This is a genomic window from Falsiphaeobacter marinintestinus, assembly GCF_007923355.1.
In the GTDB taxonomy this organism is placed as follows: Bacteria; Pseudomonadota; Alphaproteobacteria; order Rhodobacterales; family Rhodobacteraceae; genus Phaeobacter_A; species Phaeobacter_A marinintestinus.
In genome coordinates this window covers 41,803-63,287 of the sequence record NZ_VOGO01000009.1, presented here as the reverse complement: position 1 = coordinate 63,287, position 21,485 = coordinate 41,803, and the positions used below count along the sequence as shown (strand labels likewise).

General features: G+C 55.8%; 24 protein-coding genes. 13 read left to right on the top strand and 11 right to left on the bottom strand.

Annotation, left to right across the window (positions count from 1 at the left end; all coding sequences use genetic code 11):
- Window positions 1–83: 83 nt before the first annotated feature.
- The 4 genes from FOY56_RS17765 to FOY56_RS17755 form a co-directional block, all read right to left on the bottom strand.
- The gene (locus tag FOY56_RS17765; RefSeq protein ID WP_146347233.1) at window positions 84–941 is read right to left on the bottom strand and encodes a DUF1269 domain-containing protein; all 858 of its coding nucleotides are present in this window, start codon (window positions 939–941) and stop codon (window positions 84–86) included.
- A gap of 30 nt (window positions 942–971) precedes the next feature.
- Entirely contained in the window at window positions 972–1,130 is a 159-nt protein-coding gene (locus FOY56_RS23645) for a hypothetical protein (protein WP_186766380.1), read from the bottom strand.
- Window positions 1,131–1,251: 121 nt separating this feature from the next.
- Window positions 1,252–1,761, bottom strand: coding sequence for a DUF1269 domain-containing protein (locus tag FOY56_RS17760; protein WP_146347231.1), 510 nt, complete (start codon window positions 1,759–1,761; stop codon window positions 1,252–1,254).
- 100 nt (window positions 1,762–1,861) lie between these two features.
- Window positions 1,862–3,400 (bottom strand): arylsulfatase, encoded by a 1,539-nt coding sequence (locus tag FOY56_RS17755; protein ID WP_246139526.1) that lies wholly within the window; start codon window positions 3,398–3,400, stop codon window positions 1,862–1,864.
- Between the two features lie 390 nt (window positions 3,401–3,790).
- Here FOY56_RS17755 and FOY56_RS17750 point away from each other — a divergent pair, with 390 nt between their 5' ends.
- Together FOY56_RS17750 and cls are read left to right on the top strand one after the other, a co-directional pair.
- Complete coding sequence (locus tag FOY56_RS17750; protein ID WP_186766379.1) at window positions 3,791–4,636, top strand: helix-turn-helix domain-containing protein; 846 nt, start codon at window positions 3,791–3,793, stop codon at window positions 4,634–4,636.
- 246 nt (window positions 4,637–4,882) lie between these two features.
- Entirely contained in the window at window positions 4,883–6,292 is a 1,410-nt protein-coding gene (cls, locus tag FOY56_RS17745) for a cardiolipin synthase (RefSeq protein WP_146347225.1), read from the top strand.
- A gap of 210 nt (window positions 6,293–6,502) precedes the next feature.
- Here the strand turns inward: cls and FOY56_RS17740 are convergent, their stop codons facing one another.
- A complete protein-coding gene (locus FOY56_RS17740) occupies window positions 6,503–7,141 on the bottom strand; it encodes a phosphoribosyltransferase family protein (RefSeq protein WP_146347223.1) in 639 nt (212 codons plus the stop codon).
- Entirely contained in the window at window positions 7,138–7,884 is a 747-nt protein-coding gene (locus FOY56_RS17735) for a BtpA/SgcQ family protein (RefSeq protein ID WP_146347221.1), read from the bottom strand. The genes FOY56_RS17740 and FOY56_RS17735 overlap by 4 nt, the downstream gene beginning before the upstream one ends.
- A gap of 82 nt (window positions 7,885–7,966) precedes the next feature.
- Here FOY56_RS17735 and FOY56_RS17730 point away from each other — a divergent pair, with 82 nt between their 5' ends.
- From FOY56_RS17730 to FOY56_RS17695, 8 genes are all read left to right on the top strand, one after another.
- The gene (locus tag FOY56_RS17730; RefSeq protein ID WP_146347220.1) at window positions 7,967–8,833 is read left to right on the top strand and encodes a LysR substrate-binding domain-containing protein; all 867 of its coding nucleotides are present in this window, start codon (window positions 7,967–7,969) and stop codon (window positions 8,831–8,833) included.
- Window positions 8,834–8,980: 147 nt separating this feature from the next.
- On the top strand, window positions 8,981–10,120 hold the full coding sequence (locus tag FOY56_RS17725) for a polyamine ABC transporter substrate-binding protein (RefSeq protein ID WP_186766378.1): 1,140 nt from the start codon (window positions 8,981–8,983) through the stop codon (window positions 10,118–10,120).
- 71 nt (window positions 10,121–10,191) lie between these two features.
- Window positions 10,192–11,055, top strand: a complete 864-nt coding sequence (locus tag FOY56_RS17720) for an ABC transporter permease (protein ID WP_146347218.1) — start codon at window positions 10,192–10,194, stop codon at window positions 11,053–11,055.
- Window positions 11,052–11,852, top strand: a complete 801-nt coding sequence (locus FOY56_RS17715) for an ABC transporter permease (RefSeq protein WP_146347216.1) — start codon at window positions 11,052–11,054, stop codon at window positions 11,850–11,852. Before FOY56_RS17720 ends, FOY56_RS17715 begins: the two co-directional genes overlap by 4 nt.
- Window positions 11,849–12,934 carry an ABC transporter ATP-binding protein gene (locus FOY56_RS17710; protein WP_146347214.1) on the top strand — a complete coding sequence of 362 codons (1,086 nt, stop codon included), beginning with the start codon at window positions 11,849–11,851 and terminating at the stop codon, window positions 12,932–12,934. Before FOY56_RS17715 ends, FOY56_RS17710 begins: the two co-directional genes overlap by 4 nt.
- A gap of 3 nt (window positions 12,935–12,937) precedes the next feature.
- Window positions 12,938–13,822: a polysaccharide deacetylase family protein gene (locus tag FOY56_RS17705; RefSeq protein WP_146347213.1), complete on the top strand. Its 885-nt coding sequence runs from the start codon at window positions 12,938–12,940 to the stop codon at window positions 13,820–13,822.
- Between the two features lie 14 nt (window positions 13,823–13,836).
- Complete coding sequence (locus FOY56_RS17700) at window positions 13,837–14,280, top strand: nucleoside deaminase (RefSeq protein ID WP_146347211.1); 444 nt, start codon at window positions 13,837–13,839, stop codon at window positions 14,278–14,280.
- Window positions 14,281–14,401: 121 nt separating this feature from the next.
- Window positions 14,402–15,304, top strand: a complete 903-nt coding sequence (locus FOY56_RS17695; RefSeq protein WP_246139521.1) for a GlxA family transcriptional regulator — start codon at window positions 14,402–14,404, stop codon at window positions 15,302–15,304.
- Window positions 15,305–15,469: 165 nt separating this feature from the next.
- Here the strand turns inward: FOY56_RS17695 and FOY56_RS17690 are convergent, their stop codons facing one another.
- Window positions 15,470–16,348 carry an NAD(P)-dependent oxidoreductase gene (locus FOY56_RS17690; RefSeq protein WP_146347208.1) on the bottom strand — a complete coding sequence of 293 codons (879 nt, stop codon included), beginning with the start codon at window positions 16,346–16,348 and terminating at the stop codon, window positions 15,470–15,472.
- A gap of 23 nt (window positions 16,349–16,371) precedes the next feature.
- Window positions 16,372–16,797, bottom strand: coding sequence for a GlcG/HbpS family heme-binding protein (locus FOY56_RS17685; RefSeq protein WP_146347206.1), 426 nt, complete (start codon window positions 16,795–16,797; stop codon window positions 16,372–16,374).
- 428 nt (window positions 16,798–17,225) lie between these two features.
- Here FOY56_RS17685 and FOY56_RS24075 point away from each other — a divergent pair, with 428 nt between their 5' ends.
- From FOY56_RS24075 to FOY56_RS17675, 3 genes are read left to right on the top strand one after another with little or no spacing between them, the layout of a single operon-like run.
- A complete protein-coding gene (locus FOY56_RS24075; RefSeq protein ID WP_281288838.1) occupies window positions 17,226–17,351 on the top strand; it encodes a RidA family protein in 126 nt (41 codons plus the stop codon).
- A 6-nt stretch (window positions 17,352–17,357) separates the two neighbouring features.
- Window positions 17,358–17,621: a Rid family hydrolase gene (locus tag FOY56_RS17680; protein WP_246139520.1), complete on the top strand. Its 264-nt coding sequence runs from the start codon at window positions 17,358–17,360 to the stop codon at window positions 17,619–17,621.
- Between the two features lie 45 nt (window positions 17,622–17,666).
- Window positions 17,667–18,470 carry an aspartate/glutamate racemase family protein gene (locus FOY56_RS17675; protein WP_246139519.1) on the top strand — a complete coding sequence of 268 codons (804 nt, stop codon included), beginning with the start codon at window positions 17,667–17,669 and terminating at the stop codon, window positions 18,468–18,470.
- 2 nt (window positions 18,471–18,472) lie between these two features.
- On the opposite strand, the gene FOY56_RS17670 is transcribed toward FOY56_RS17675, so the two are convergent.
- The 3 genes from FOY56_RS17670 to dctP form a co-directional block, all read right to left on the bottom strand.
- The gene (locus FOY56_RS17670) at window positions 18,473–19,810 is read right to left on the bottom strand and encodes a TRAP transporter large permease (RefSeq protein ID WP_146347205.1); all 1,338 of its coding nucleotides are present in this window, start codon (window positions 19,808–19,810) and stop codon (window positions 18,473–18,475) included.
- Window positions 19,811–19,831: 21 nt separating this feature from the next.
- Window positions 19,832–20,332 (bottom strand): TRAP transporter small permease, encoded by a 501-nt coding sequence (locus FOY56_RS17665; protein ID WP_146347204.1) that lies wholly within the window; start codon window positions 20,330–20,332, stop codon window positions 19,832–19,834.
- Window positions 20,333–20,415: 83 nt separating this feature from the next.
- The gene (gene dctP / locus FOY56_RS17660; protein WP_146347203.1) at window positions 20,416–21,444 is read right to left on the bottom strand and encodes a TRAP transporter substrate-binding protein DctP; all 1,029 of its coding nucleotides are present in this window, start codon (window positions 21,442–21,444) and stop codon (window positions 20,416–20,418) included.
- Between the last annotated feature and the right edge of the window lie 41 nt (window positions 21,445–21,485).

Sequence of the window (21,485 nt, the reverse complement as noted above, 5' to 3'; positions counted from 1 at the left end):
TTTGCATATTTATTCCTGCACAGGCTTGCGCCGAAACCAAGGCGGCGCAAGTGTGTGTTACATCAGCCTCCGGCGACTTGGGATCAGGTCAAGGCGTCTTTGGCCATCGCCATTGATGCATCGAGCTTGGCCTTGCGGTCCTTGTAGTCCGCCTGGATTTCAGCCTTTCGCTTTTCGAACTTTTCCTTGGTTTGTGCGGCTGCTGTCGTGATCTGTTCGTCAATGGCGGCAAGCCGCGCATTCGTTTCACGATCCAGTTCGTCCATCCGGGCTTTGATCTTGTCCCGGTTCTCGGCGACTTTTGCTTTCGCGGCCTCGATCTTGCCGTGGATTGCGGCTTTGGTTTCGTCCGAAGATTGTTTCAACTCTTCTTTGAGTTCAGCAATCTCCCGATCAAATTCGGCCATATCGGCCTCGTATTGCTCGTCTATGGCATCTACCCGCAGTTTACGGAAAACCATACCACCGGCATCGGTCATCTTCGTATCAAGCGGAGTCGTCCAGACTTCGTCGACAGATGCGACAAGACAGGATTTACCGGGAAGAAGTTCCAGGCTGACTTGATCCAGCATGTCCGAGTCGATGCCGGCAACCCAGAGATCGCGAACCATACCGAGCGAGCCTCCGGTCAGAGAGCCCGCCGCCATGCCAGTCGCAGCGACCGATGCGGCAGCCGCCGATCCGGCGAGGGCAGCCCCCGAGGCGACAGCGATTGGTCCGGCAAGAACGCCGACTATGCCGCCCAAAATTAGACCAAATGCGGTGCCGATAGGGCCTTCGTCATCGAATTTTTTGACGTCGACCTTTCCATCCTGATCTTTACCAATCACAGCGGCGGCATAGACTGCCAGTTCGCCATTCCGATGCAGATCTCGTAACGCGGTTTCGCCTTTGTAGGCGGCGTCTTCGGAATCGAATACGACTGCAATGAACTTTTCCATAGTTTCTCCATTTCAGATTGACGCAAGCGCTCAGTTTTTGGCGCAGCGAAAACGTGGCAGGCTTTTCAGGTTGCCCTTGGTCGCATTCGGCAGCACCAGATCACCGTCGGCGCTGATCTCGAACGCTGCGACAGGCAGGGCAATCAGCTTTTCGCCGATGTTGATGACCCCTGCGACATTGACGATCACAAAGGTTGCGTCGCCGTTCGGCAGGGCAGTTGCATCATGGACGTACCCGACAAAATCAAAGCTTCAAGGACGGACTCTCGGCAACCAAGCACATTGGTTGCCGAGAGGCCAAAGCGCGGGATCAGCCTGCGGAGAGGGCTGCACGCAGCTCTTTTTCATCGCTAACCGACAACGACGTCTCTATGACTTCGCCTTTCATGCCTTCCAGTTCACCCAGCAGCTTTGTCGGCCGGTTGGTCCAGCCAATCATCGCCAAGGCAGAACTGTCTTGCGTCAGCTTGGCCCCAAGTCTTGCTGCCAGGGCGTCTTCTTCGTCGGCCTGGTCCAGTGCACCGGCCAGCGTCCCCATTCCGGACCCGGCAGCGGCACCGATCAAAAGGCCGGCAGCAGGGTTGCCGACCAGCGCACCGATCATCATGCCGGTCAGAGATCCCAACGACGCACCGCCAACCATTCCGGTCGCGGCCAGCGCGTCGGAGTTCTTGACGCGAATTTCTCCGTCAGAATCCCGGGTGACAACGATAAAGTCATTGATATCGGCTTCCCAGTCGGCATCCATTTTAGCGACGCGTAGCAGTGCCTCATCAGCAGTATGACGGCCTTCGAACAATATGATTACGAGATTGGACATCTAAGGTTTTCCTTGGTTGGATTTCGAAGATCAAAAGGTGGCAGCGCCGCGATTTTCACAAACTCGGCACTGCTTTTTTGCACGGGTCTAAGGCCCTGAGTTACTTGCTGCCGTTGTTCGCCGTCATCAGCTCCATCACCTGATCGATCGAGAAGCTGGCCGGCTTCTGCCGAGGTGGGAATTCCTGGAAGGTTGACAGGAACTGGGCCACGTATTTCTGGGCGGGCACCAGGAAGTAAATCCGGTCGATCATCCAGTCATAGTAAGTGTTGGATGTCAGGTGGGCCTGTTCGAACGGGTCGCGCCGCAGGTTGGTGATCAAAGGAACCCGCAGTGGGGTCCAGGGTTCGATCCACGCCCGCAGTGTGGAAACGGCTTTCTGCTCAAGGAAGATAAGCTTCCAGTCGTCATAGCGCAGCGCCGTCAGTTCGCCGGTATCTGCGAAATAGAAGATTTCATGACGGGGGCCTTCTTCGGCTTCACCCAGCAAATGTGGCAGGAAGTTATAGCCATCAAGATGGACCTTGTATTCGCGGCCAATGGCCTGAACACCGCCTGCTTTCAGCTGTTCCTTGATGTTATCGTTGCCAGCAGCAGCCAGGAATGTCGGCAGCCAGTCCATGTGATGCATGATTTCGTTCGAAACACTGTCGGCTTCGATTTTGCCGGGCCAACGAACCAGCGATGGCACACGCCAGCCGCCTTCCCAGTTTGTGTTCTTTTCACTGTAGAATGGGTTGGTGCCAGCATCGGGCCACGTATTCTTGTGCGGGCCGTTGTCGGTTGAATAATGCACGAGGGTATTATCCGCGATGCCCAACTCATCCAGCAAATCCAGAAGCTGCCCGACATGCATGTCATGTTCGACCATGCCGTCGCCATATTCATCCTGACCAGAGATACCGGTGAGCGAGTCCTTCACATGCGTGCGGAAATGCATGCGCGTTCCGTTCCACCAGACATAGAACGGCTTGTCCTGTTCATCGGCGCGTTTGATGAAGTCGATGGCGGCCGCGATGGTCTCATCGTCAACGGTCTCCATTCGTTTCTTGGTCAGCGGGCCGGTGTCTTCAACGCTTCCGTCAGCCGAAGACTTGATCACACCGCGCGGCCCAAAGGCTTCACGAAACGTTTGCCCGTCCGCCAAAACAGCGTCGCCGGGATAGTCGCGGTTTTCAGGCTCTTCTTCTGCGTTCAGGTGATAAAGGTTGCCGAAAAACTCATCGAACCCGTGGTTCGTGGGCAACATGCTGTCCTGATCGCCAAGGTGGTTTTTCCCGAACTGTCCAGTGGCATAGCCTTCGGCCTTCAGAAGGCCTGCAATCGTCGGATCCTCGACTTTCATGCCAAGATCAGCACCGGGAAGGCCAACTTTGGACAGGCCTGACCGATACACTGACTGCCCCATGATGTACGACGAACGGCCAGCAGTGCAGGACTGTTCGCCGTAATAGTCCGTGAACATCAGACCTTCATCGGCAATCCGGTCGATGTTGGGCGTTTCGTACCCCATCAGACCCCTTGTGTAAGCCGAGATGTTGGACTGGCCGATGTCATCACCCCAGATCACCAGGATGTTCGGTTTGTCTTGGGCGAAGGAAAGGCTAGGTGCGGCCAAAGAGACGACGAACGCCCCCACGGCAAACGACAGCCTTTTCAACAATCTAGGTCTATTCAATTTGTATCTCCCAGCAGTTAGCATACTCAGTTCGTTGTTTTCGTTGGTCTTCGATGATAAAAAGACGCACCTTGAGTCACATGGAACCGGGCGCGTGACAGCCAACGCTAGAATGCCGGAGTGAGTCATTTGTCGGAAAACACGCAAGGCGAACATTTTTTTCCGACCCCGGACCCGGGTTCTGGCATCAAGGCCGCCCTGATGAGAGCTCCGCTGGAACTTTTGTTGCTGGACCAGCCACGCAATTCACGCAAAATCCGAAAGGACTTGATTGGTTCCGCACATCTACGGAATCCAGAGTTTCTGTTGGATCGCGATTATTATCTTGAGTGCTTTGACAGGATGAAGGCCATGGCATCCGGCTCTGACCTGTTCCTTCGCGCAGGGCTGAGTCCTGAACTGGCGCCGACCGGGTTATTCGGAAAGGCCGTGATTCATTGTGAAACGCTGTGGGATGCGTTGACCACCTCGAAAGATTTGCTGAGCTTCCTGATGCCCGGCGACACGGTCTCGTATCGGCTGACCAAGGGGCGTTTTCAGATCAGATATGTTAGCCCCTTTAAAGGTCGCCCGGGAACAACATCGCACATGCAACACTACATCGCGTTGTTCCTGTATCTCTTGCGTCTTGCAAGTTGGCAAAAGGATGCCAACCTTGCTGTCTGTTTTCCTGGCGCTCACGACAGCTATCGGGCTCTTATACCCGAGGCTGCCAAGCTGCAGAGTGGACCAATTGGGTTAATCGAGTTCGACGACAGTCTTCTGCGCAGCCCGATGAAAAACGCCGATCCATTGTTCTCGTCGATCACCTTGGGAGTCATCGACAAGATCAACGCCCAAGACCTGAATGTCGATGATCCGGCCAAGATCGTCGCGGAATTGCAGTTTCAGTCCGTGACGGCCGGATCCAGCCAGTTCCGGTTGGCCGATGCCGCTTTTCTCCTGGGTCTGCCTGTCCGTACGCTGCAAGCCCAGTTGAATGCTTCGAACACCAGCTTTGCACAGATCCGCGGGACTGTCCTTCACAAGATTGCGCGGCAAGACCTGTTGGCAGGGCAGTCTCTTTCGGAAACCTCAGAAAAACTGGGGTTTACGCACAGGCAAAGCTTTTCCGAGGCATTTACCAAATGGGAAGGCGAAAACCCGTCGGTCTTTGCGTCGCGCAGGCATAGCGCACCCAGACATTTCACCATGTGAGATCGGCGTTTCAACCAACTGAAGGCCGCGTTTACCAAAATTCAAACCAGTGCCGTGACCACGATCATGCGGTCGGCGGAATACCAGGTTGGCTGGTGCGCTGCCGGGGCCAAACGGTGGTACTGCACCGGAACAATCTTGCAGACTGGCCCATTGTGCTGTCAGTTGAGTGGAACAGGTGGCCAATGGAAATCCTTGCGGAACCAGCGAAACCGGACACTTGAGAAATTGAAGAAAGGGACTTTGATGGACACAAAGATTGTTGTTCTGGCGTTCGTGGCTCTGGAAATAGTCGCCCTCTGGTTTGCCTGGCGCGCGATTTCATCTGCCCGGACCTCGCAGGGCGCTGTTGGATGGGTCGTGTTCCTGATCACCGCGCCCTACCTTGGTGTTCCGATGTATCTTTTCCTGGGGCATCACAAATTCAAACACTATCTTATCGCGCGCCGCGATAGCGAAGAGATCATCGAGGGCGTGAAGACATTCAAAGAAGCAAATGCGCCCACCAGCGCCCCCGTTTTTCCCGTTCAGGCCTTTGAAAAGATATCCGAACTGCCCGCTGCGCGCGGCAACAACATGACCTTGCTTGTCGACGGGAAAGATACATTCGACGCGATATTTACCGCGATTGATGCGGCCGAAACCTATGTCCTTGTTCAGTTTTACATCCTTCGTGATGACGGGTTGGGGTGCAGCCTGCAGGATCGCCTGATTGCCGCTGCTGCGCGAGGCGTCACGGTTCGGTTGATGTTTGACGCCGTGGGGAGCGCCAAGCTGTCACACGCCTATCAAGAGCGTCTTCGCGAGGCCGGTGTGCAGGTCGTTGACCCCAAATCGGTCCGGGGTCCCAAAAACCGGTTCCAAATCAACCTGCGCAATCATCGAAAGACCGTTGTCATCGATGGCAAGGTCGGGTTCACAGGCGGTTTCAACGTCGGCGACGAATACTTGGGCCTCGATCCGGAATTCGGCGACTGGCGCGATACTCATGCCTTGCTTGAGGGACCGATTGTTTCTCAATTGCAGCTGATTTTTGCTGAGGACTGGCACTGGGCCACCAACGAAGTGCTCATTGACGATCTGGACTGGGAAGCCCCCCATGCGCCCGAAGACATGACGGCCATGATCGTTCCGACAGGCCCCGGGGACGAGATGGAAACCGGTGCGCTGTTCTTCTTCTCGGCCATCAGTGCCGCCAAGCATCGGGTTTGGATCGCCTCACCCTATTTCGTGCCTGACACCGATGTTCTGACGGCCCTGAAGCATGCTGCACTGCGCGGAGTCGATGTCCGCATTCTGGTGCCCGAAGTGATAGATCACAAAATCCCTTGGCTTGCAGCGTTTGCCTATTTCGACGAAATCCGGGCGGCCGGCGTTCAGGTCTGGCGCTACAAACCCGGTTTCATGCATCAGAAAGTGGTTCTGGTGGACGACGATTTTGCCGCCATCGGCACAACAAACCTAGACAACCGCTCGTTCCGGTTGAACTTTGAGGCTATGGCCGCGTTCTTTGACGCGCGCCCCGCCGCTGCGACGGCAGCCATGCTGGAAAAGGACTTTGATCGCGCATGGATGCTTGACAGAACCCTCGCTGAACAGCCCCGGCACATTCGTATCGGTGCCCCGATTGCCCGTCTGTTCGCACCGGTATTGTAACCTCGATCACTGGCTTGGGTTTTGGCTTATTGACCCATGTACGACCGGTCGGATTGGGGAAATTCTGCTGCAATGCCGCGAAACTGTCGCGGTCCGATTTCCACGGGCTGGGGACATGCCACTTTCCATTTTAACCCCAAGCAGCCTTTGAACCGATAGAAACAGTGACCGTTTGGGGTCTTTCTGCCGCAAGCCTTTTGGGGACGTGCTTCACCTCATTGTCTGAGGAAACGCCGCTTCGGGTGTATAGGTCTTGAAGCTGGACAAGGTCTGGCTGTTGCATTCGGCCTGCCAGCGCGAACCCTGCACCACGGCAGACACGCAAGGATAGGACCTGCGATATTCGTTAGTGCGCTCGTTTTCTTCGATGGCCACGGCAACCATGCCCGCGACTGTCCCTTCCTGGCGCTCAACCAGACGAATTGCCCCGTCCATCGTTCCGCCGGTCTCAACCCACTGGTCCACCAGCAACACACGCGTGCCGGGGGCAAAGGCGGGTTTGCGCATTTCCATGTCCTGAGTCCGGCCTGAGTAGTTGCCGAAAGACACTTTGTCTGTATCCACGCAAAGCTTACCAGCCTTGCGAATGGGCAGAAAGCCAACGCCAAGGCGCGAAGCCAAAGCTGCGCCAAGCACGAACCCCATAGCGTCCAGACCGGCAACCACATCGCATTCGACGTTTCTTTCTTTCAGATCGGCCAGCAAATCATCCTGCAGATCGTTGAAGGCCTGCGCGTTGATATAGATCGACGTCGGATCAAGCCATGCGAACTTATCCCCTTTGGTATTGGGGGCCATGATGTTGAGATACCAGCGGCCGTCGCGCGGACCTTTGTCTTGTGCGGTCATGTTGCAGATCCTTTGGAAAGAGTGCGTGTGATCGACATAAGGTCCGCCAAACGGCCCGGATCGATGTCATAAAAATTGCCCGGCTCATTGATGCCGGTTGCCACCATGAAGCAATCGACGTCAGCATAAGACATCGCGTTTTCAGGCGAGATCCCCGAGGCGAGCGCCATCGGGCGGTCCCCAATTGCAGCGCGGAAGGTTTCGATCTTGCCCAGGTCGGCTTCCTGCCCGGTCGCCACACCTGATGTGGTGATCACGTCCATGAACGGGCAGGCCTCGCGGGCGGCATCGCCATAGCGGCTGGGGTCGACTGCGCGCTGTTTCTTGAACGCCGTGCCGCCAAAATAAAGACCGTCCCAACCGCTGCTCTCGCGCACGGCTGCGATCTCTTTCGCCTCTGCGTTGGCACCATCTTCATCGATGCAAGCGTCGTCGGCCCAATAGGCATCCACCTGGCAGCCTTCGGACTGAAGCTGGCCAAGTATCGGAAAGGCGACCTTTCCTGTCACAGCAAGAAAGTTCACCGCCATCCACAGTGATGGGAAGGCTGCCCGCGTGTCGCGGATGATGGGCAGGAACTTTTCCGGCTCGAAGTCATGATTGATCAGGAAGCACCCCTGCGCGCCTGCCTCTAGCAGGACCTCGACATTCTTCAACGTGCGGGCGCTGTCCAAGACGTGGATGACGGGCAAAACCACCGGACCTGGCGTCTTGAACAGTTTGTGGAAATCAGTTCGGTTCATGGGTGAAGATTACTTTAGATTTTCGAATAACAAAAATTTATACTGCTAATGAAGTTATATGAAATTGAAATGGATTGGGTTCATGCAGATCAACCTCCCAACCGAGCTACTCCGTACCTTCGTCACTGTGATCGAGGTCGAAAGCTATACCCATGCGGCAGCGCTGCTGGGCCGCACACAACCTGCCGTTAGCTTGCAGATGAAACGCCTGGAAGAGTTAGTTGGCCAGCCCTTGGTCCTACGTCAGGGGCGCAGTGTAGCCCTTACCGAACGCGGTCAGGCTTTGATCGACCACGCGCGCCAGATCCTTCGTCTCAACGATCTTGCCGTGAGCCAGTTTGATACCGCTTCGAATGACAATGCGCTTAGGGTCGGCCTGCCGGTAGATTATGGCGTGCGTATGCTGCAGTCGTGTTTGACGAGAATTATAAGGCAAAACCCTGACTTCCGCACAGAAATCCGCTGTGATTTGTCACGCAATCTGATCAACGCCCTGCGCCGGGATGAGTTGGATATCGCCGTCGGTCTGTACCCGGGTGGAGATCAACAATTCCTGCATCGAAACTGGGTTGAAAAACCGGTCTGGGTCGCCGCAAAGGGCAAGACCTTCTGCGACGTGGAAGAGTTGCCATTGATCGCGCATCCTCAGGGCTGCGTCTATCGGGACAGAATGACCGACGCACTCAAACAGGCCAAGCGTCGTTGGCGAATCGCGTTTTCCAGTCCCGGGATTACAAGTGTCCAGCAGGCCGTTTTGGACGGGATGGGCGTTTCGTGCCTGACCGGGCCGACCATGTTAGATGGGCTCGTCCGCCTGTCACCCGATATGGGTCTGCCAGATCTTGAACCGCTGCACATCGGGCTGTTTTACCGTCAGACACATTTGGCCCAGAACGGGCATCAGATCATCAACGAGATCGAAGTGACACTAAAAGAGGCAGTTGCATAAGGAAAATTTATGCACGCATACGCACGATAAATTTCCCAAAGGGCATCCCTTGCAATACCCTCCCAGTTAATCTGAACTGGGCGCAATGGTTCAGCAAAGCGAAGAGAGCTCTTCTGTGATGCAAGGGCCAACATCTGGGAGTAAAGAATGACCAAACCATCAAACAAAACATTCATGAGCGCACCAAGTCGTCGCCAATTGTTAAAAGCTGGCGGTGCAGCGGTTCTGACCACGCCCTTCGTTGGTCGCGCTTGGGCCGCCACAACCGAAATCAACATGCTGGCGTGGTACGGCCACGGTGAACCCGACGTGGTTGCAGAGTATGAGGCCGCCAACAACGTCAAGTTCGTGCCCAAGTACTATGCGGGCGGCGACAATATGCTGGCCCTGATCGCACAATCCCCGCCCGGTACCTATGACATCATCCTATCGGACGCCGAGTTTGTGCAGCAGCTGAATCTTGCTGGCTATATCGAGCCATTGGATGCCGCTGATTATCCGCTGGACGACATGCTGCATGAAGACTTCTCGCAGTTCCCTGGTCACTGGGCGGATGGCAAGCTTTATTCGATGATGGTCCGCGGCGGGCACCTCGGCGTGTCCTACAACCAGAATTCCGTCTCCGAGGAGGAGGCGCAAAGCTACTCCTGCTTCTGGAAGCCCGAGCTTGAAGGCAAGGTCGGCCATTTCGACTGGCACCTGCCGAACCTTGGCATGATGAGCCTGTATAATGGCAATGGTACCGCTCTGTGGGATCTTGATGACGCCAAATGGGACGCGGTGCAGGAAACCACCCTGGGTCTGCGCAAGCAGGTCGGCGGTTTCTTTGACTACGGCGGTACATTCAACGGGCTGAAGAACGGTGAGATGCAGGCCATGTGTGGCATCGGCGATTGGATCACCGGCGTTCTTCAAAAGGATGGCGCGCCAGTCGCGTCTGTCATTCCAAAAGAAGGCGGCATCCAATTCACCGAAAGCTATTCGATAGGCAAAGGAAGCCAGAAGGCTGATCTGACGCGGGATTTCATCAAATACATGCTCTCCCCTGCCGGTCAGGTGAAATCGGCACAAATGGCTGCCTATCCCGGTTTCTGTGTCACCAAGGCAGGCCGTGCCGCGCTGATAGAAGCCGACCCGGCTGAAGCAAAACGTTCACACCAGATGGACGGTGATCCGCAGGATCCGATCACGCTGATCAAAGAGGGGCGCATTCACTACCGCGACATCCCTCAGCAGCAAAGCCTGGAAGACTGGAACGACTTCTGGTCCGAGTACAAAAACGCCTGATCTTTGATCTGCACACTTAGAAACGGGCGATCAATTGATCGCCCCTTTTTCAAAAAGGTCCCGCGCAAAACATGTCCTCAAAATCCGGTCGAAGCATCAATATTTATGCCCTGACATGGCGCTTGCCGATCATCTTCTGGCAGTTCATTTTCTTTGTCGGTCCGGTCCTGTTCATGGTCGCGATGTCGTTCTTCCTTGTGAAGAACTATCGCATGACCGAGGCTTTCGAGTTCGTGAACTGGTCAAAGATGCTGTCGCGGGGCTATTTCTGGGACAGCTATTGGTACACGGTGTTCATCGCTTCCGTCTCGACCACCTGCGCGATGTGCCTTGCCTTTCCAGCGGCTTTCGCACTGGCCTTTCGCGCCAGTGAAAGCACGCGGCGTTGGGCGATATTCCTACTGATTATCCCGTTCTTCACCAGCTATCTGGTCCGCACGTTTTCGTGGTTTGTCATCCTGTCCGAAAGCGGCGTTGTGAATGCGATACTGGGCTATATTGGCCTTGGCCCCTACACGATGCTCAACACGAATTTCGGCACGCTGGTCGGATACATGACACTGACCCTGCCGCTGGTGGTGATTTTGCAAACCGTGACCATGGCCAACATCGACAAAACACTGGTCGAGGCCGCCCGCAACCTTGGATGCAGGCCCCTTGCCACGATCTGGCAAGTCATCCTTCCACTGTCCAAAACCGGCCTGATCATCGCGGCGATTTTCTGTTTCATCCTGTCGTTCGGAGATTTTGTCGCGCCCTTTTACTTGGGCGGTTCGCAAGAACCGACGCTACCAATCCTGATCCTGGATACCACCAAATCGGGACAGCAATGGCCCCGCGCCGCTGTTGTCGCGATCATGATGATGCTGACGCTCTTTGCCATCGCCTTTACCGGGATCGCGCTGGCGTACCGTAAACGGAAGGGCGCGAAATGAAGGCGAACCGCACCCTCAACGTGATCCTTGGCATCTATGTCGCGCTGATTTTTGTCTTTGTGTTCGCGCCGATCATTTTCAGCATGATCTTTTCCTTCAACTCTCAACGCTTTCCGACCATCCCCTTGGGTGAATTTTCAACTGAATGGTACGCAAAGATCCTCGCGGATCCCGATGTGTGGGAGGCCGCGTTGAACAGTCTCATTGTTTCAACTTCAACTGCCGTGATTGCGACGTTCCTTGGCTTTTGCACGGCCTATTCCGATTACCGTTACAACTTCCGCTTCAAAGGCCCGTACCTTGCCCTGATCCTTTTGCCGCCCACAATCCCGCTGATTATCATGGCGCTGGCAATGCTGGCTTGGTTCTCCAAGATCGGCATGTCGGGCCAGCTTTATTCGATTGTCATAGCCCATTCTGTTCTGACCGCGCCATTTGCGATGGCCGTAATCCGTTTGCGGCTGAACCAGATGGACCCTGATCTGGAAGCCGCGGCATGGAACCTTGGTGGGTCCGAATGGGCAACCATGCGCCACGTGATTATTCCGTTTTGTAAACCTGCGATCTTTTCGGGCCTGTTCCTGACGGCCGCAGTCTCATTTGATGAATTTGCCGTCTCCTGGTTTGTCTCGGGCCTCAACAAAACCCTGCCTGTGATCATTCTTGAAATCGTGCAGGGCAACATTGACCCGCAGGTGAATGCCATCGGCACCTTTGTTTTCCTCATCTCCATGACCCTCGTTGTGCTGGCGCAAGTCTTCTTTGCCAGCCGCCAACTGAAAAGCACCCGAACATGAGCGCACCTCTTGTCATCTTTGATAAAGTACAAAAGACCTTCGGCGATTTTGTTGCCGTCAAAGAGCTGGATTTTGAAATCCGCGAAGGTGAATTTCTTGCGATCATGGGCCCGTCCGGTTGCGGGAAGACGACGACTTTGCGCATGTTGGCAGGTTTGGAAGCCCCAAGCGTTGGTGAAATCCGTCTGAACGGCGAAATCATGAACGATGTCGCCCCGCATGAACGCGACACACCACTGGTCTGGCAATCATTGGCGTTGTTCCCCTTCCTGACCGCCCGCGAAAACGTGGAATTCGGCTTGAAGATGCGCGGCGTTGACAAGGCCGAGCGGAAGGAACGCGCGCTCAAATGGTTGGGCAAGATGGGCATTCTTGAATTTGCCGACCGCGATATCTCGACCCTCTCGGGTGGTCAGAAACAGCGCGTCGCGCTCGCCCGCTCCTTGGTGATGGAACCGCAAATCCTGCTGCTGGATGAGCCGCTATCGGCTCTCGACGCGCATTTGGTCATCCGGATGCAAGCCGTCCTGACCGACCTGCAACGCGAGTTGGGGATCACCTTCGTTTACGTCACCCACTCGCAATCCGAAGCCTTTGCCATGGCAGACCGGGTCGTGATCATGGGCAACGGCGAAATTGCCCAGATCGGTTCTCCCAAAGACATTTACCGGGCACCTGCAAACCAATTTGTTGCCGAATTTGTCGGTCGCAACAATATCCTGTCCGGCACGGTCACGAAGTTGACAGACGACACCGCACGCATCACCACGCCTTCGGGTGAATTCACGGTTCCCACAAATGACGTTCTCTTGATCGAAGGGCACACCGCAAGTTTCGTGATCTCGGCTGATCTCGTCCACATATCAATTGACAAGCCCGTTGGCGACAATGCCGCCAAGTGCAAGCTGATCTCGGAGGAGTTTGTGGGCTCTATGGTCACGTTGTTCCTGGAAGACGCGCAGGGCCATGAGTTCAAAGTCCAGATGCAGGAACGTGAATTGTCAAAGTTTGACCTGAACAGCGGCGATGAGATTTGGTTGTCATGGGATACCTCAAGCGCACACGTCTTAAACGAGGGCTGATAAATGATCCGCAATCCCATTCCCTGGCCCAACGACGCTAAATGTGCGGTTGCGATTACGTTCGACATGGATGCGGATAGCCTGATCCATATTGCCAAACCCGAAGACAGCCATGACCGGCTTTACCCTATATCAATGGGCCGCTATGGGCCAAAAATCGCCCTGCCCCGCATCCTTGATACGTACCGGCGAATGGGTCTCAAGCAGTCGTTCTTTATCCCCGGCTGGTGTCTAGAGACGTACCCCGACGTGGCCGAAGCGATCCTGAAAGACGGGCATGAGATCGGCCATCATGGCTATCTGCATGAAGACCCCATTGCGACTCGCGGCCAACAGCGCGAGTGGTTTGAACGCACGCTGGACGCGCACCAACGCATCTGCGGTCAAAAGCCCCGTGGGTACCGCGCGCCGGTCTACAACATCACGCAAGAGGTTGTAGACCTGATGATCGAACATGGACTGCGCTATGACAGTTCCATGATGGCCGATGACATTCCCTATCAGTTGCAGACAGCCAATGGGACGCTCTATGAAATGCCGGTACACTGGGGCACCGACGATTGGCCACCCTTCGCGCATTACGACGAAATCGGGTATATGATGCCGGTGCGCTCGCCCTCACTGGGCCTTGCTGGATTTTGGGAAGAATTCGACGCGCAATACGACGCGGGCGGGTTCTTTATGTTGATCATCCACCCTTTCCTGACAGGCCGCCTGGCGCGCTGGAAACAGGTAGAGGCGTGGATCGAAAGGACGCAGACCGACAAAAATGTCTGGTTTGCCACGCTGGACGAAATCGCAGATCATTTAGACTCGTTGCAACGGGCGCGCACTTGGACGCCCAGTGTTGAAACACTGCCCTACTACGATGGCCCCATTCTCAAATGACAGGACTAGACGACATGAATGCTGATGATACCCGTCTCCTGCGCATCGCCTATGACGAGGCGAAAGCCGGATTTGACGAGGGCGGCTGCCCAATAGGTTCGGTGCTTGCACGGGACGGTCAGGTTGTCGCCCAGGGGCGCAACCAACGTGTGCAGAAAGGTGACCCAATTGCGCATGGCGAGATGGATGCGCTGCGCAAGGCGGGACGTCAGAAAACCTATCGCGACACGACGCTTTATACCTCGCTCAGTCCCTGCATGATGTGCACTGGCACGATCATCCAATTCGGCATTCCACGCGTTGTTATTGGCGAAAACAAGAACTTTGGCGGCAACGAAGACTTCCTGCGATCCAAGGGGGTCGAGGTCATCGTGGCGGACGATCCCGACTGCATTGCGTTGATGCAGCGGTTCATCACCGAAAAGCCGGAACTCTGGGCAGAAGATATTGCCGAATAAGGGATTGGAATCCCCCCTTCAGGGACCAGAGGTGGTCCCTGAAGGGGCGTTCTTTTTCCCGGTTGAGGGGTTTGATAACCCCAGAGAGCTGGGCTTTCTTCTGCTTCCCAGGTTCACGCTCTTGGCGTTCAGCGCTGCCCTTGATCCCTTGCGCATCGCCAATCAGCTGGCCCAGAAACCTCTTTATCGGTGGACTGTGTTTTCCGAGACGGGCGATGCGGTCAGCTCATCGTCCGGGATGGACATCGGTGTGCATGGTAGCTTGGACGCGCTTCCGCAGAACCTGCGTTTGCTGGTCTGCTCGGGCAACCAGGGTTTGGAAGCTGCCAGCGACACCACTGTCGCCAAACTCCGCAAACACGTGCGGTTCGGCGGCAACGTCGGTGGGATATGCACCGGGGCAGCCACGCTCGCACGTGCAGGCCTTCTTCAGGATCGCACCTTTACACTGCACTGGGAAAACCAACCCGGCTTTATCGAAGCATTTCCCGATCTGGCACCCTCTCCCAAGCGGTTCGAGATTGACGGAGACCTTTGGACCTGCGGTGGTGGCGCGGCTGCAACCGAAATGATGTTGACGATCATTCAACGGGATCACGGGCGCGACTTTGCGATTGTCGTCTCCGACATGTGTTTGAATGGCGGACAAATCGATCCCGGAACGGCGCAACGCTCTTCTCTGGCCCGCGCGCTGAGCACGCGCAATCCCAAGCTCGTGCAGGTCGTGCAAGCCATGCACAGAAATATCGAAGACCCTTTGGCGCTGGATGACCTGAGCGCCATGACCGGGTTGTCCCGCCGCCAGATTGAGAGGCATTTCAGCCAATACTTGGGTGAATCGCCCACGATAACGTATCGCAACATCCGTCTGGACCGTGCGCGCGCATTAATCGTAGAGACCGACATGACCGTCGCGCAAATCGCGGTGGCCTGTGGGTTCAACTCTAACAGTGTGTTCTCGCGACACTACAGGGAACGTTTCGGCGCCTCCCCGTCTGCGCATCTTCACAAAAAGGGCAATTGAGGCTGGCCCGGGAATGACATGAGCGAACTCAAGTCGCTTATGTGAGTCTCTCCCTTTGAAGTGATCCGCCCCTGTAGTCGAAAAAACGGAAGATCACGGCAAAGGGGAGAACCTAGTCCCGCGTTGTCCCAGACACCGCAGCGCGGCCTGCCCCCCTTTATCGGGTCATTTCTTCAGCGTGAGGAACATGTCGAATATCTCGGGAACATTGCCATCCCCCATGCCCGCGTCCACGGCGGCCTGAAGGTTAGAAGACGTGCCCTCAGCGATCTGCGCACGGGTGCCCATGTCTTCGATCATTTGCACGAAGTAACCCAAATCCTTGTTGGCATTGGCGATAGAAAAGCCAAGGTCGCTGATACCGTCCACAGCGTATTTCTTGCTGAACTGCATGAAGGGTGAGTTGGATGGACCGGCTGACATGATGTCAAAAAGTTGCTGGCGGTCAATGCCTGCGCGATCGGCCACAGCGAAGGCTTGGCTCATCGTGCAAACTGTGGTCATACCCATGAAATTATTGATCAGCTTGGTCGTGTGACCGGCACCAAGTGCGCCAAGATAAAAGACGTTCTCGCCCTGAACGTCGAGGACCGGTTTTACCTTTTCAAAGGTATCCTTGTCGCCCGCCGCCATGATGTTCAAGAGGCCGTCCTTGGCATGCGCCGGAGTGCGCCCAAGCGGAGCATCGATCATGCCTGCGCCTTTCGCGGCAAGATCAGCACCAATCTTTTGTGTCGAAGCCGGAATAGAGGTTCCATAGTCAATCAGAACGGCGCCTTCTTTGATCCCGGCCAAAATGCCGTCATCGCCATATACCAGGCTTTCGACGACATCCGAGGTCGTCACGCAAAGCATCACAATATCGCTGGCTTCTGCAAGTTCCTTGGGCGAGGAAACTTCGGTAGCACCGCGTGCAACGGTGGCCGCGACAGCCTTTTTGTTGCGGCCCATGACGACAAGATCAAAGCCGTTCTTTTGCAGGCATTCGGCCATGTTGCCACCCATAAGGCCGAGGCCGATGAAACCGATGACGGGTTTTGTCATAACTGACTCCTGGAAGGTTTGTATTAGGATTGGATTTCTGAAAACGCCTGGACGCCGGCCTCTGCCACTTCAAGGTCCTGTGCGGGCGACCCGGAACTGACGCCGATACCACCCACGACCTCGCCGTCAGACAGCACTGGAAGGCCGCCTGCAACAACGACCATGCGCCCCCCCAGCGTGGACGAGATCCCATGCGCTGGCTTGCCAGGTTGATTGACTTCTCCCAGCACGTGGGTGCCCTTTTTTATGCCCGTTGCGGTAAAGCTTTTGTCGATGGCTAGATTGATACTGGTGATCTTGCTGCCATCCATCCGCTCAAATGCGATGAGGTTGCCGCTTTCGTCTGTGACGGCGATGCACATTGGCACGCCGATTTCCTGTGCCTTGGCCCGCGCACCAGCGATCAGCGAATACGCATCGCTTATATCCAGACGTCTGATGGTCAGCATTCGGTACTCCTAAGTCGTCTATTTGGGTCGCTAATTCAGAGCTGTAAGAGAGTGGATTGTATCGATAAGCCCTGCTTTGGATCGTGCGTTGCCTAACAGATGATTGGTGGTTCGGCAAAGGCATGTTGAAACATGCCGGAATTGCCCCCCGGCGCCGACCGCGGGCCATCTGTCAAAACGCGACGACAAATGGAAGAAACGTGATCAGCAAAATCAGCCCCCAAATCACAGGTGAAACCGGATGCAGAGAGGGCGTGGACACCTCCGCCAAGCGAAAAGCACGGTCCACTTGTTCAAACCTTTGAAGCCCCCGGATTGGAGTGTGTGCCCCATTTCGTACGCTAACAACACTAAACCCCCCCGCTTTTCACGCCTGTGACAGGGGTTTGCATGCTACCAAGGACCGATAAAGCGAAGGATCGTGGGCTATGACCAATGCAAGAACCCTTATTTCGAACGGAAATCCGATGGAGAAAATCGTCGGGTTCACTCGTGCCGTGCGTGTGGGCCCTTTCATCGCTGTGGGTGGCACCGCACCGGTTGATGCACAGTGAAAAACCGTGGGGGTCGGCGATGTTCGGGCGCAGACCAGGCAGTGTTTTGAAATTATCAAAGCCGCACTTGAACAGGCTGGCTCGGGCTTGCAAGACATCGTTCGGACGCGTGTCATCCTGACGAATATCGATGACTGGAAAGAGGCGATCGAGGCCCGCAAGGAATACTGTCAGGATGCGCGACCTGTCGACACGATCATGGCGATTGATCGGTTCGTGAATTCGGAATGGCTGGTCGAGATCGAAGTCGACGCGTATGTTGCAGACTGATTTCTGACTGTGCCCCGGGTGGCAAAATTGCCACCGGATGGGCTGTTGCTGATAATTCTGAACGGGGCCAAAGCAATGAAGATCTGGTATCAAAGCTACGTAGATTATGAAAACGGCGCGTCTTATTGGGACGTACTGAAGCCGCATCTGGATGAGGTTTCATCGGCCGGAACCACTGTCGATATTCGCGGCATCACGCCGTTTGACAGCTATGCGCATCCCTTGGTCGAATTCCGTTGTGCACGGGAAATGATCTGTAACGCGATACAGGCCGAGCGCGAGGGATACGACGCATTTGTGGTCGGGCATTTTCAGGATGCAGGCCTGTATGAAGCGCGCAGTGTTGTCGACATCCCCGTCATCGGGCTGGGCGAAGCGACAATGCTGTGGGCCTGCCAGATGGGTCAGCGGCTGGGTATCGTCACGATCAACACGCGGTTTATTCCTTGGTTTCACCATCAGATTGGGAAATACGGGCTGAAGGACCGGGTCACGGGCGTGCACGCAATGAGCTTTGAACCAGGGCAGATCCTGGCCGCCTATGGCGACGATGACAAAGCGGACGAGGTCAAGCGCCTGTTCGAAGAACAGGGCCGCCCACTGGTGGAAGACGGGATTGACGTGCTGATCCCCGGCGGCGGCATTCCGATGCTCCTGTTCTCAAAATTCTACGATCATCAGATCGACGGCGCCCCGGTGTTGAACGGGATCCCGATTGCCGTCAAAGCCGCCGAGATGGCCGTAGAGTTGAAGCGCCTGACCGGTCAGAGCGTCAGCCGTGTCGGGGATTACACCAAAGCCCCGGATCACGTGATCGAAGAGTTTCTGACCCACCCCAAGGGGTTGTGACGCTAGTTCCCAAGGCTGGGAAGCCAGAGCGCGATTTGCGGAAACAGGATCAGCAGGAACACCAGAAACACTGCGCAGGCCATGAAAGGAAGGGCGGCAACATAGATGTCGCGCATCGTCGTTCCGGGGGCCGAGACCCCTTTCATGACGAACAAAAGCAACCCGAAAGGCGGCGTGGTAAAGCTGATCTCAAGCGCCAGCAGGATGATCACGGCGAACCAGATCAGATCAAAGCCAAGTGTTTGCGCCAGCGGGAAGAAGATTGGCACCGTCAACAGCATCATCGACAACTGATCCATGAACATGCCCAGAACCAGCAGGATTAGGAACATCACCACCAGCATGGTGATCGGGCTAAGGTCAAATGCCGTGGCCCATTTGATCAACCCCGAGGACGCGCCGGAAAAGGCCAAAAGCGCGGAAAACGTGGCCGAGCCGAAGATGATCAGCAGCGCCATCGTGGTAACCTTGAGCGCGCCGGTCACCGATTTCACGATGCCATCCCATGTCAGAGATCTGTACAGCGCGGCCAGAACCACGACACCAAGGCACCCGAAGGCGGCGCTTTCGGACGGGGTGGCAATGCCATTCATGATCACCAGAATGACAAGGACCACGATGGACACCATCGGGATGATATCGACAAAGATCAGGCGCAGTTTTTCGGTGAAGGTCGAGCTTTCGACGTCATATGCCGGGGCAGCGGTCGGGTCGACCAATGCCATCCCAAGGATGATCACGACATAAAAGCAGGCCAGCAACAGCCCCGGCATGACCCCTGCGATCAGCAGATCCCCGATGTCGAGTTCGGCCAGTGTGCCCAAAAGCACGGCCAAAGCCGACGGCGGGATCAGCATAGCCAGACCGCCAGTGCCAAGGATCGGCCCGATGGACATATGCTTTTTATAGCCACGTTTCTGCATCTCGGGCACCATCAGCGAACCCAGCAGCGCCGTGGACCCCATGGACGAGCCCGACAAGGTGGCAAAGGCGGTGCCACCCGCCACGGTCACGAAAGACAGCCGCGCAGGAAGTTTGCCCATCAGTCGGTCGACGGCCGTGAACATACGGTTGGCAAGGCCTGTGAAAAAGAAGATCTCGCCCATAAGCAGGAACATCGGCACCGGCATCAGGTTGAAACTGGTGATCGTGGGGATCGCGTTGTTGGCCAATTGCCCGATCCCACGCGCCATCTGCACCTCAAGCGGACCACGCCCGCCCATGAAATAGACGGCTCCGATCACGTTGGCCGCCAGAAACGCCAGCGCCACGGGAATACCCAGAAACATGAAGAACAGGATCATGCCAAGCAGAAAGAAAAGTGCCTCGAACCATTCCATAGGTGCAGTCCCTTTGCGGTCTTATTCGTGAACGCCGGCCTGGCCGGTATGGAAGGTTTCCGGCCCGAACACGAACCGGAGGAACTGTATGCCCATCAGACCAAAGCCAATCGGCATCGCGCCCAAAAGCAGGTATTTCGGCATATCAAGACTGCGCATTTCAGCATCGCCATAATTATAGGCCTTCACCGTCGCGCCCCACGTGTACCAGACCAGCACGGCGCAGATGATCACGCATAGAAGTGAAACAAAGCGGCTGAACCAGGCCTGATACGGCGCTGGAATAATGGCTGTCAGCAATTCGATGAACACATGCCCGCGATGGCGCACCAACCATGGCGAGGCCGCCATCACGATGTAAAGCAGGCCGAACTCGGCAAACGTAAAGATATGCGAGGTCCAGGACCCGGATACATTGAAAGTGCGTGCAAGGGCGCTGATCACGATCCCCAGCATGATGCCAACCAAGTAAACCCCGGCAAATGCTGCGAGAATATCGCAGACACGGTCGACCACACGCATTCGTACACCCCTGTCTCGCTGGTCCCGCTTGTCACGCGGGTTGAAAATGGCACCACCCCGTGAGGGATGGCGCCATGGTTCGATTACATCGCGCCGGCGTAGTGCTTGCGCAGGGCGTTGTACATTTCGGCACCGGCACCGCCGCCATCAATACGTTCGTACATCCGCGCCCAAGCCGCGTCGTCAGCCATGTTCTGATAAACTTCGCCAGCTTCTTTGGAGTGCGCGACAAAGGTCATGCCGCCATCGGACAGAACCTTGGCATCGGCTGCGATCTCAGCCTGACGATCCGCGTAAGATTTGCCTTCCCATTCGATCACGACTTCTTCGATCAGCTTCTGGGATTCAGGCGACAGCGACGCCCAGGCGTCTTTGTTGAAGATCACACCGATGTCGGTGTTGTAGAAGGTCGGATCCACACGGTACTTCAGGAATTCGTTCCACTTCAGCTGCGGAATACCAATCTCTGTCCAGGCCGCAGCGTCCACGACGCCTTTTTCCAGTGCCGCATAGACTTCAGTTGCCGGCATCGACGAGGTTGTCGCATTCAGCGATTCAAAGAACGCGTGATAGATTGGGTTGTCGCGCAGCTTGACGCCGGTCAGATCCAGCACGCCATCATCGCGGAATTTAGGCTCTGAATTCATATAGATGTGGAACTTGATACCGCCATCGATCCAGCCCAGATGCCGGACATTGAACCGGTCCTGATGCGCTTGATCCATCAACGCCGCGCCACCGTTTTCGCGCGCTTCCATCGGGGTCACGCGTGAGGCAACCATTGCATCAATCTCGGGCACGTTGGCGCCATAAAAGCTGCCCGGTGTGTGCACCATGTCGACCACACCATCGCGCACGGCAGCGGGTTGCTGGAACATGCCGATGGCTTCGGGGCCACCGCGGACTTCGATCTGAACGATGCCTTTGCCGCGTTCATTGATGTCATCGACCATCGCCAGAAAAGTCTTTGTATACACCAGAAAGGCCGGAAAGGCGTGCACGGCACTTACCTTGTCTTCGGCCCAGGCTGCGACCGGAGACATCAGGGATGCGACGGTCAGCGCTGCGATACTGGTTTTGGCTTTTTTCGAAAGCCCTTCGAAATATGTCATGTTCTACACTCCCAGGGTCGTTTGATTTTTTGTTTTTCTAG

What these genes read in the sequence shown, in the direction of transcription:
- FOY56_RS17725 (WP_186766378.1), top strand. Translation starts at nt 8,981, where the DNA reads ATGACCAAACCATCAAACAAAACATTCATGAGCGCACCAAGTCGTCGC.
- FOY56_RS17715 (WP_146347216.1), top strand. Translation starts at nt 11,052, where the DNA reads ATGAAGGCGAACCGCACCCTCAACGTGATCCTTGGCATCTATGTCGCG.
- FOY56_RS17690 (WP_146347208.1), bottom strand. Translation starts at nt 16,348, where the DNA reads ATGACAAAACCCGTCATCGGTTTCATCGGCCTCGGCCTTATGGGTGGC.
- FOY56_RS17670 (WP_146347205.1), bottom strand. Translation starts at nt 19,810, where the DNA reads ATGGAATGGTTCGAGGCACTTTTCTTTCTGCTTGGCATGATCCTGTTC.
- FOY56_RS17740 (WP_146347223.1), bottom strand. Translation starts at nt 7,141, where the DNA reads ATGACCGCACAAGACAAAGGTCCGCGCGACGGCCGCTGGTATCTCAAC.
- FOY56_RS17750 (WP_186766379.1), top strand. Translation starts at nt 3,791, where the DNA reads ATGGCATCCGGCTCTGACCTGTTCCTTCGCGCAGGGCTGAGTCCTGAA.
- FOY56_RS17700 (WP_146347211.1), top strand. Translation starts at nt 13,837, where the DNA reads ATGAATGCTGATGATACCCGTCTCCTGCGCATCGCCTATGACGAGGCG.
- dctP (WP_146347203.1), bottom strand. Translation starts at nt 21,444, where the DNA reads ATGACATATTTCGAAGGGCTTTCGAAAAAAGCCAAAACCAGTATCGCA.
- FOY56_RS17760 (WP_146347231.1), bottom strand. Translation starts at nt 1,761, where the DNA reads ATGTCCAATCTCGTAATCATATTGTTCGAAGGCCGTCATACTGCTGAT.
- FOY56_RS17665 (WP_146347204.1), bottom strand. Translation starts at nt 20,332, where the DNA reads ATGCGTGTGGTCGACCGTGTCTGCGATATTCTCGCAGCATTTGCCGGG.
- FOY56_RS17705 (WP_146347213.1), top strand. Translation starts at nt 12,938, where the DNA reads ATGATCCGCAATCCCATTCCCTGGCCCAACGACGCTAAATGTGCGGTT.
- FOY56_RS17735 (WP_146347221.1), bottom strand. Translation starts at nt 7,884, where the DNA reads ATGAACCGAACTGATTTCCACAAACTGTTCAAGACGCCAGGTCCGGTG.
- FOY56_RS24075 (WP_281288838.1), top strand. Translation starts at nt 17,226, where the DNA reads ATGACCAATGCAAGAACCCTTATTTCGAACGGAAATCCGATGGAGAAA.
- FOY56_RS17765 (WP_146347233.1), bottom strand. Translation starts at nt 941, where the DNA reads ATGGAAAAGTTCATTGCAGTCGTATTCGATTCCGAAGACGCCGCCTAC.
- FOY56_RS17730 (WP_146347220.1), top strand. Translation starts at nt 7,967, where the DNA reads ATGCAGATCAACCTCCCAACCGAGCTACTCCGTACCTTCGTCACTGTG.
- FOY56_RS17710 (WP_146347214.1), top strand. Translation starts at nt 11,849, where the DNA reads ATGAGCGCACCTCTTGTCATCTTTGATAAAGTACAAAAGACCTTCGGC.
- cls (WP_146347225.1), top strand. Translation starts at nt 4,883, where the DNA reads ATGGACACAAAGATTGTTGTTCTGGCGTTCGTGGCTCTGGAAATAGTC.
- FOY56_RS17685 (WP_146347206.1), bottom strand. Translation starts at nt 16,797, where the DNA reads ATGCTGACCATCAGACGTCTGGATATAAGCGATGCGTATTCGCTGATC.
- FOY56_RS17720 (WP_146347218.1), top strand. Translation starts at nt 10,192, where the DNA reads ATGTCCTCAAAATCCGGTCGAAGCATCAATATTTATGCCCTGACATGG.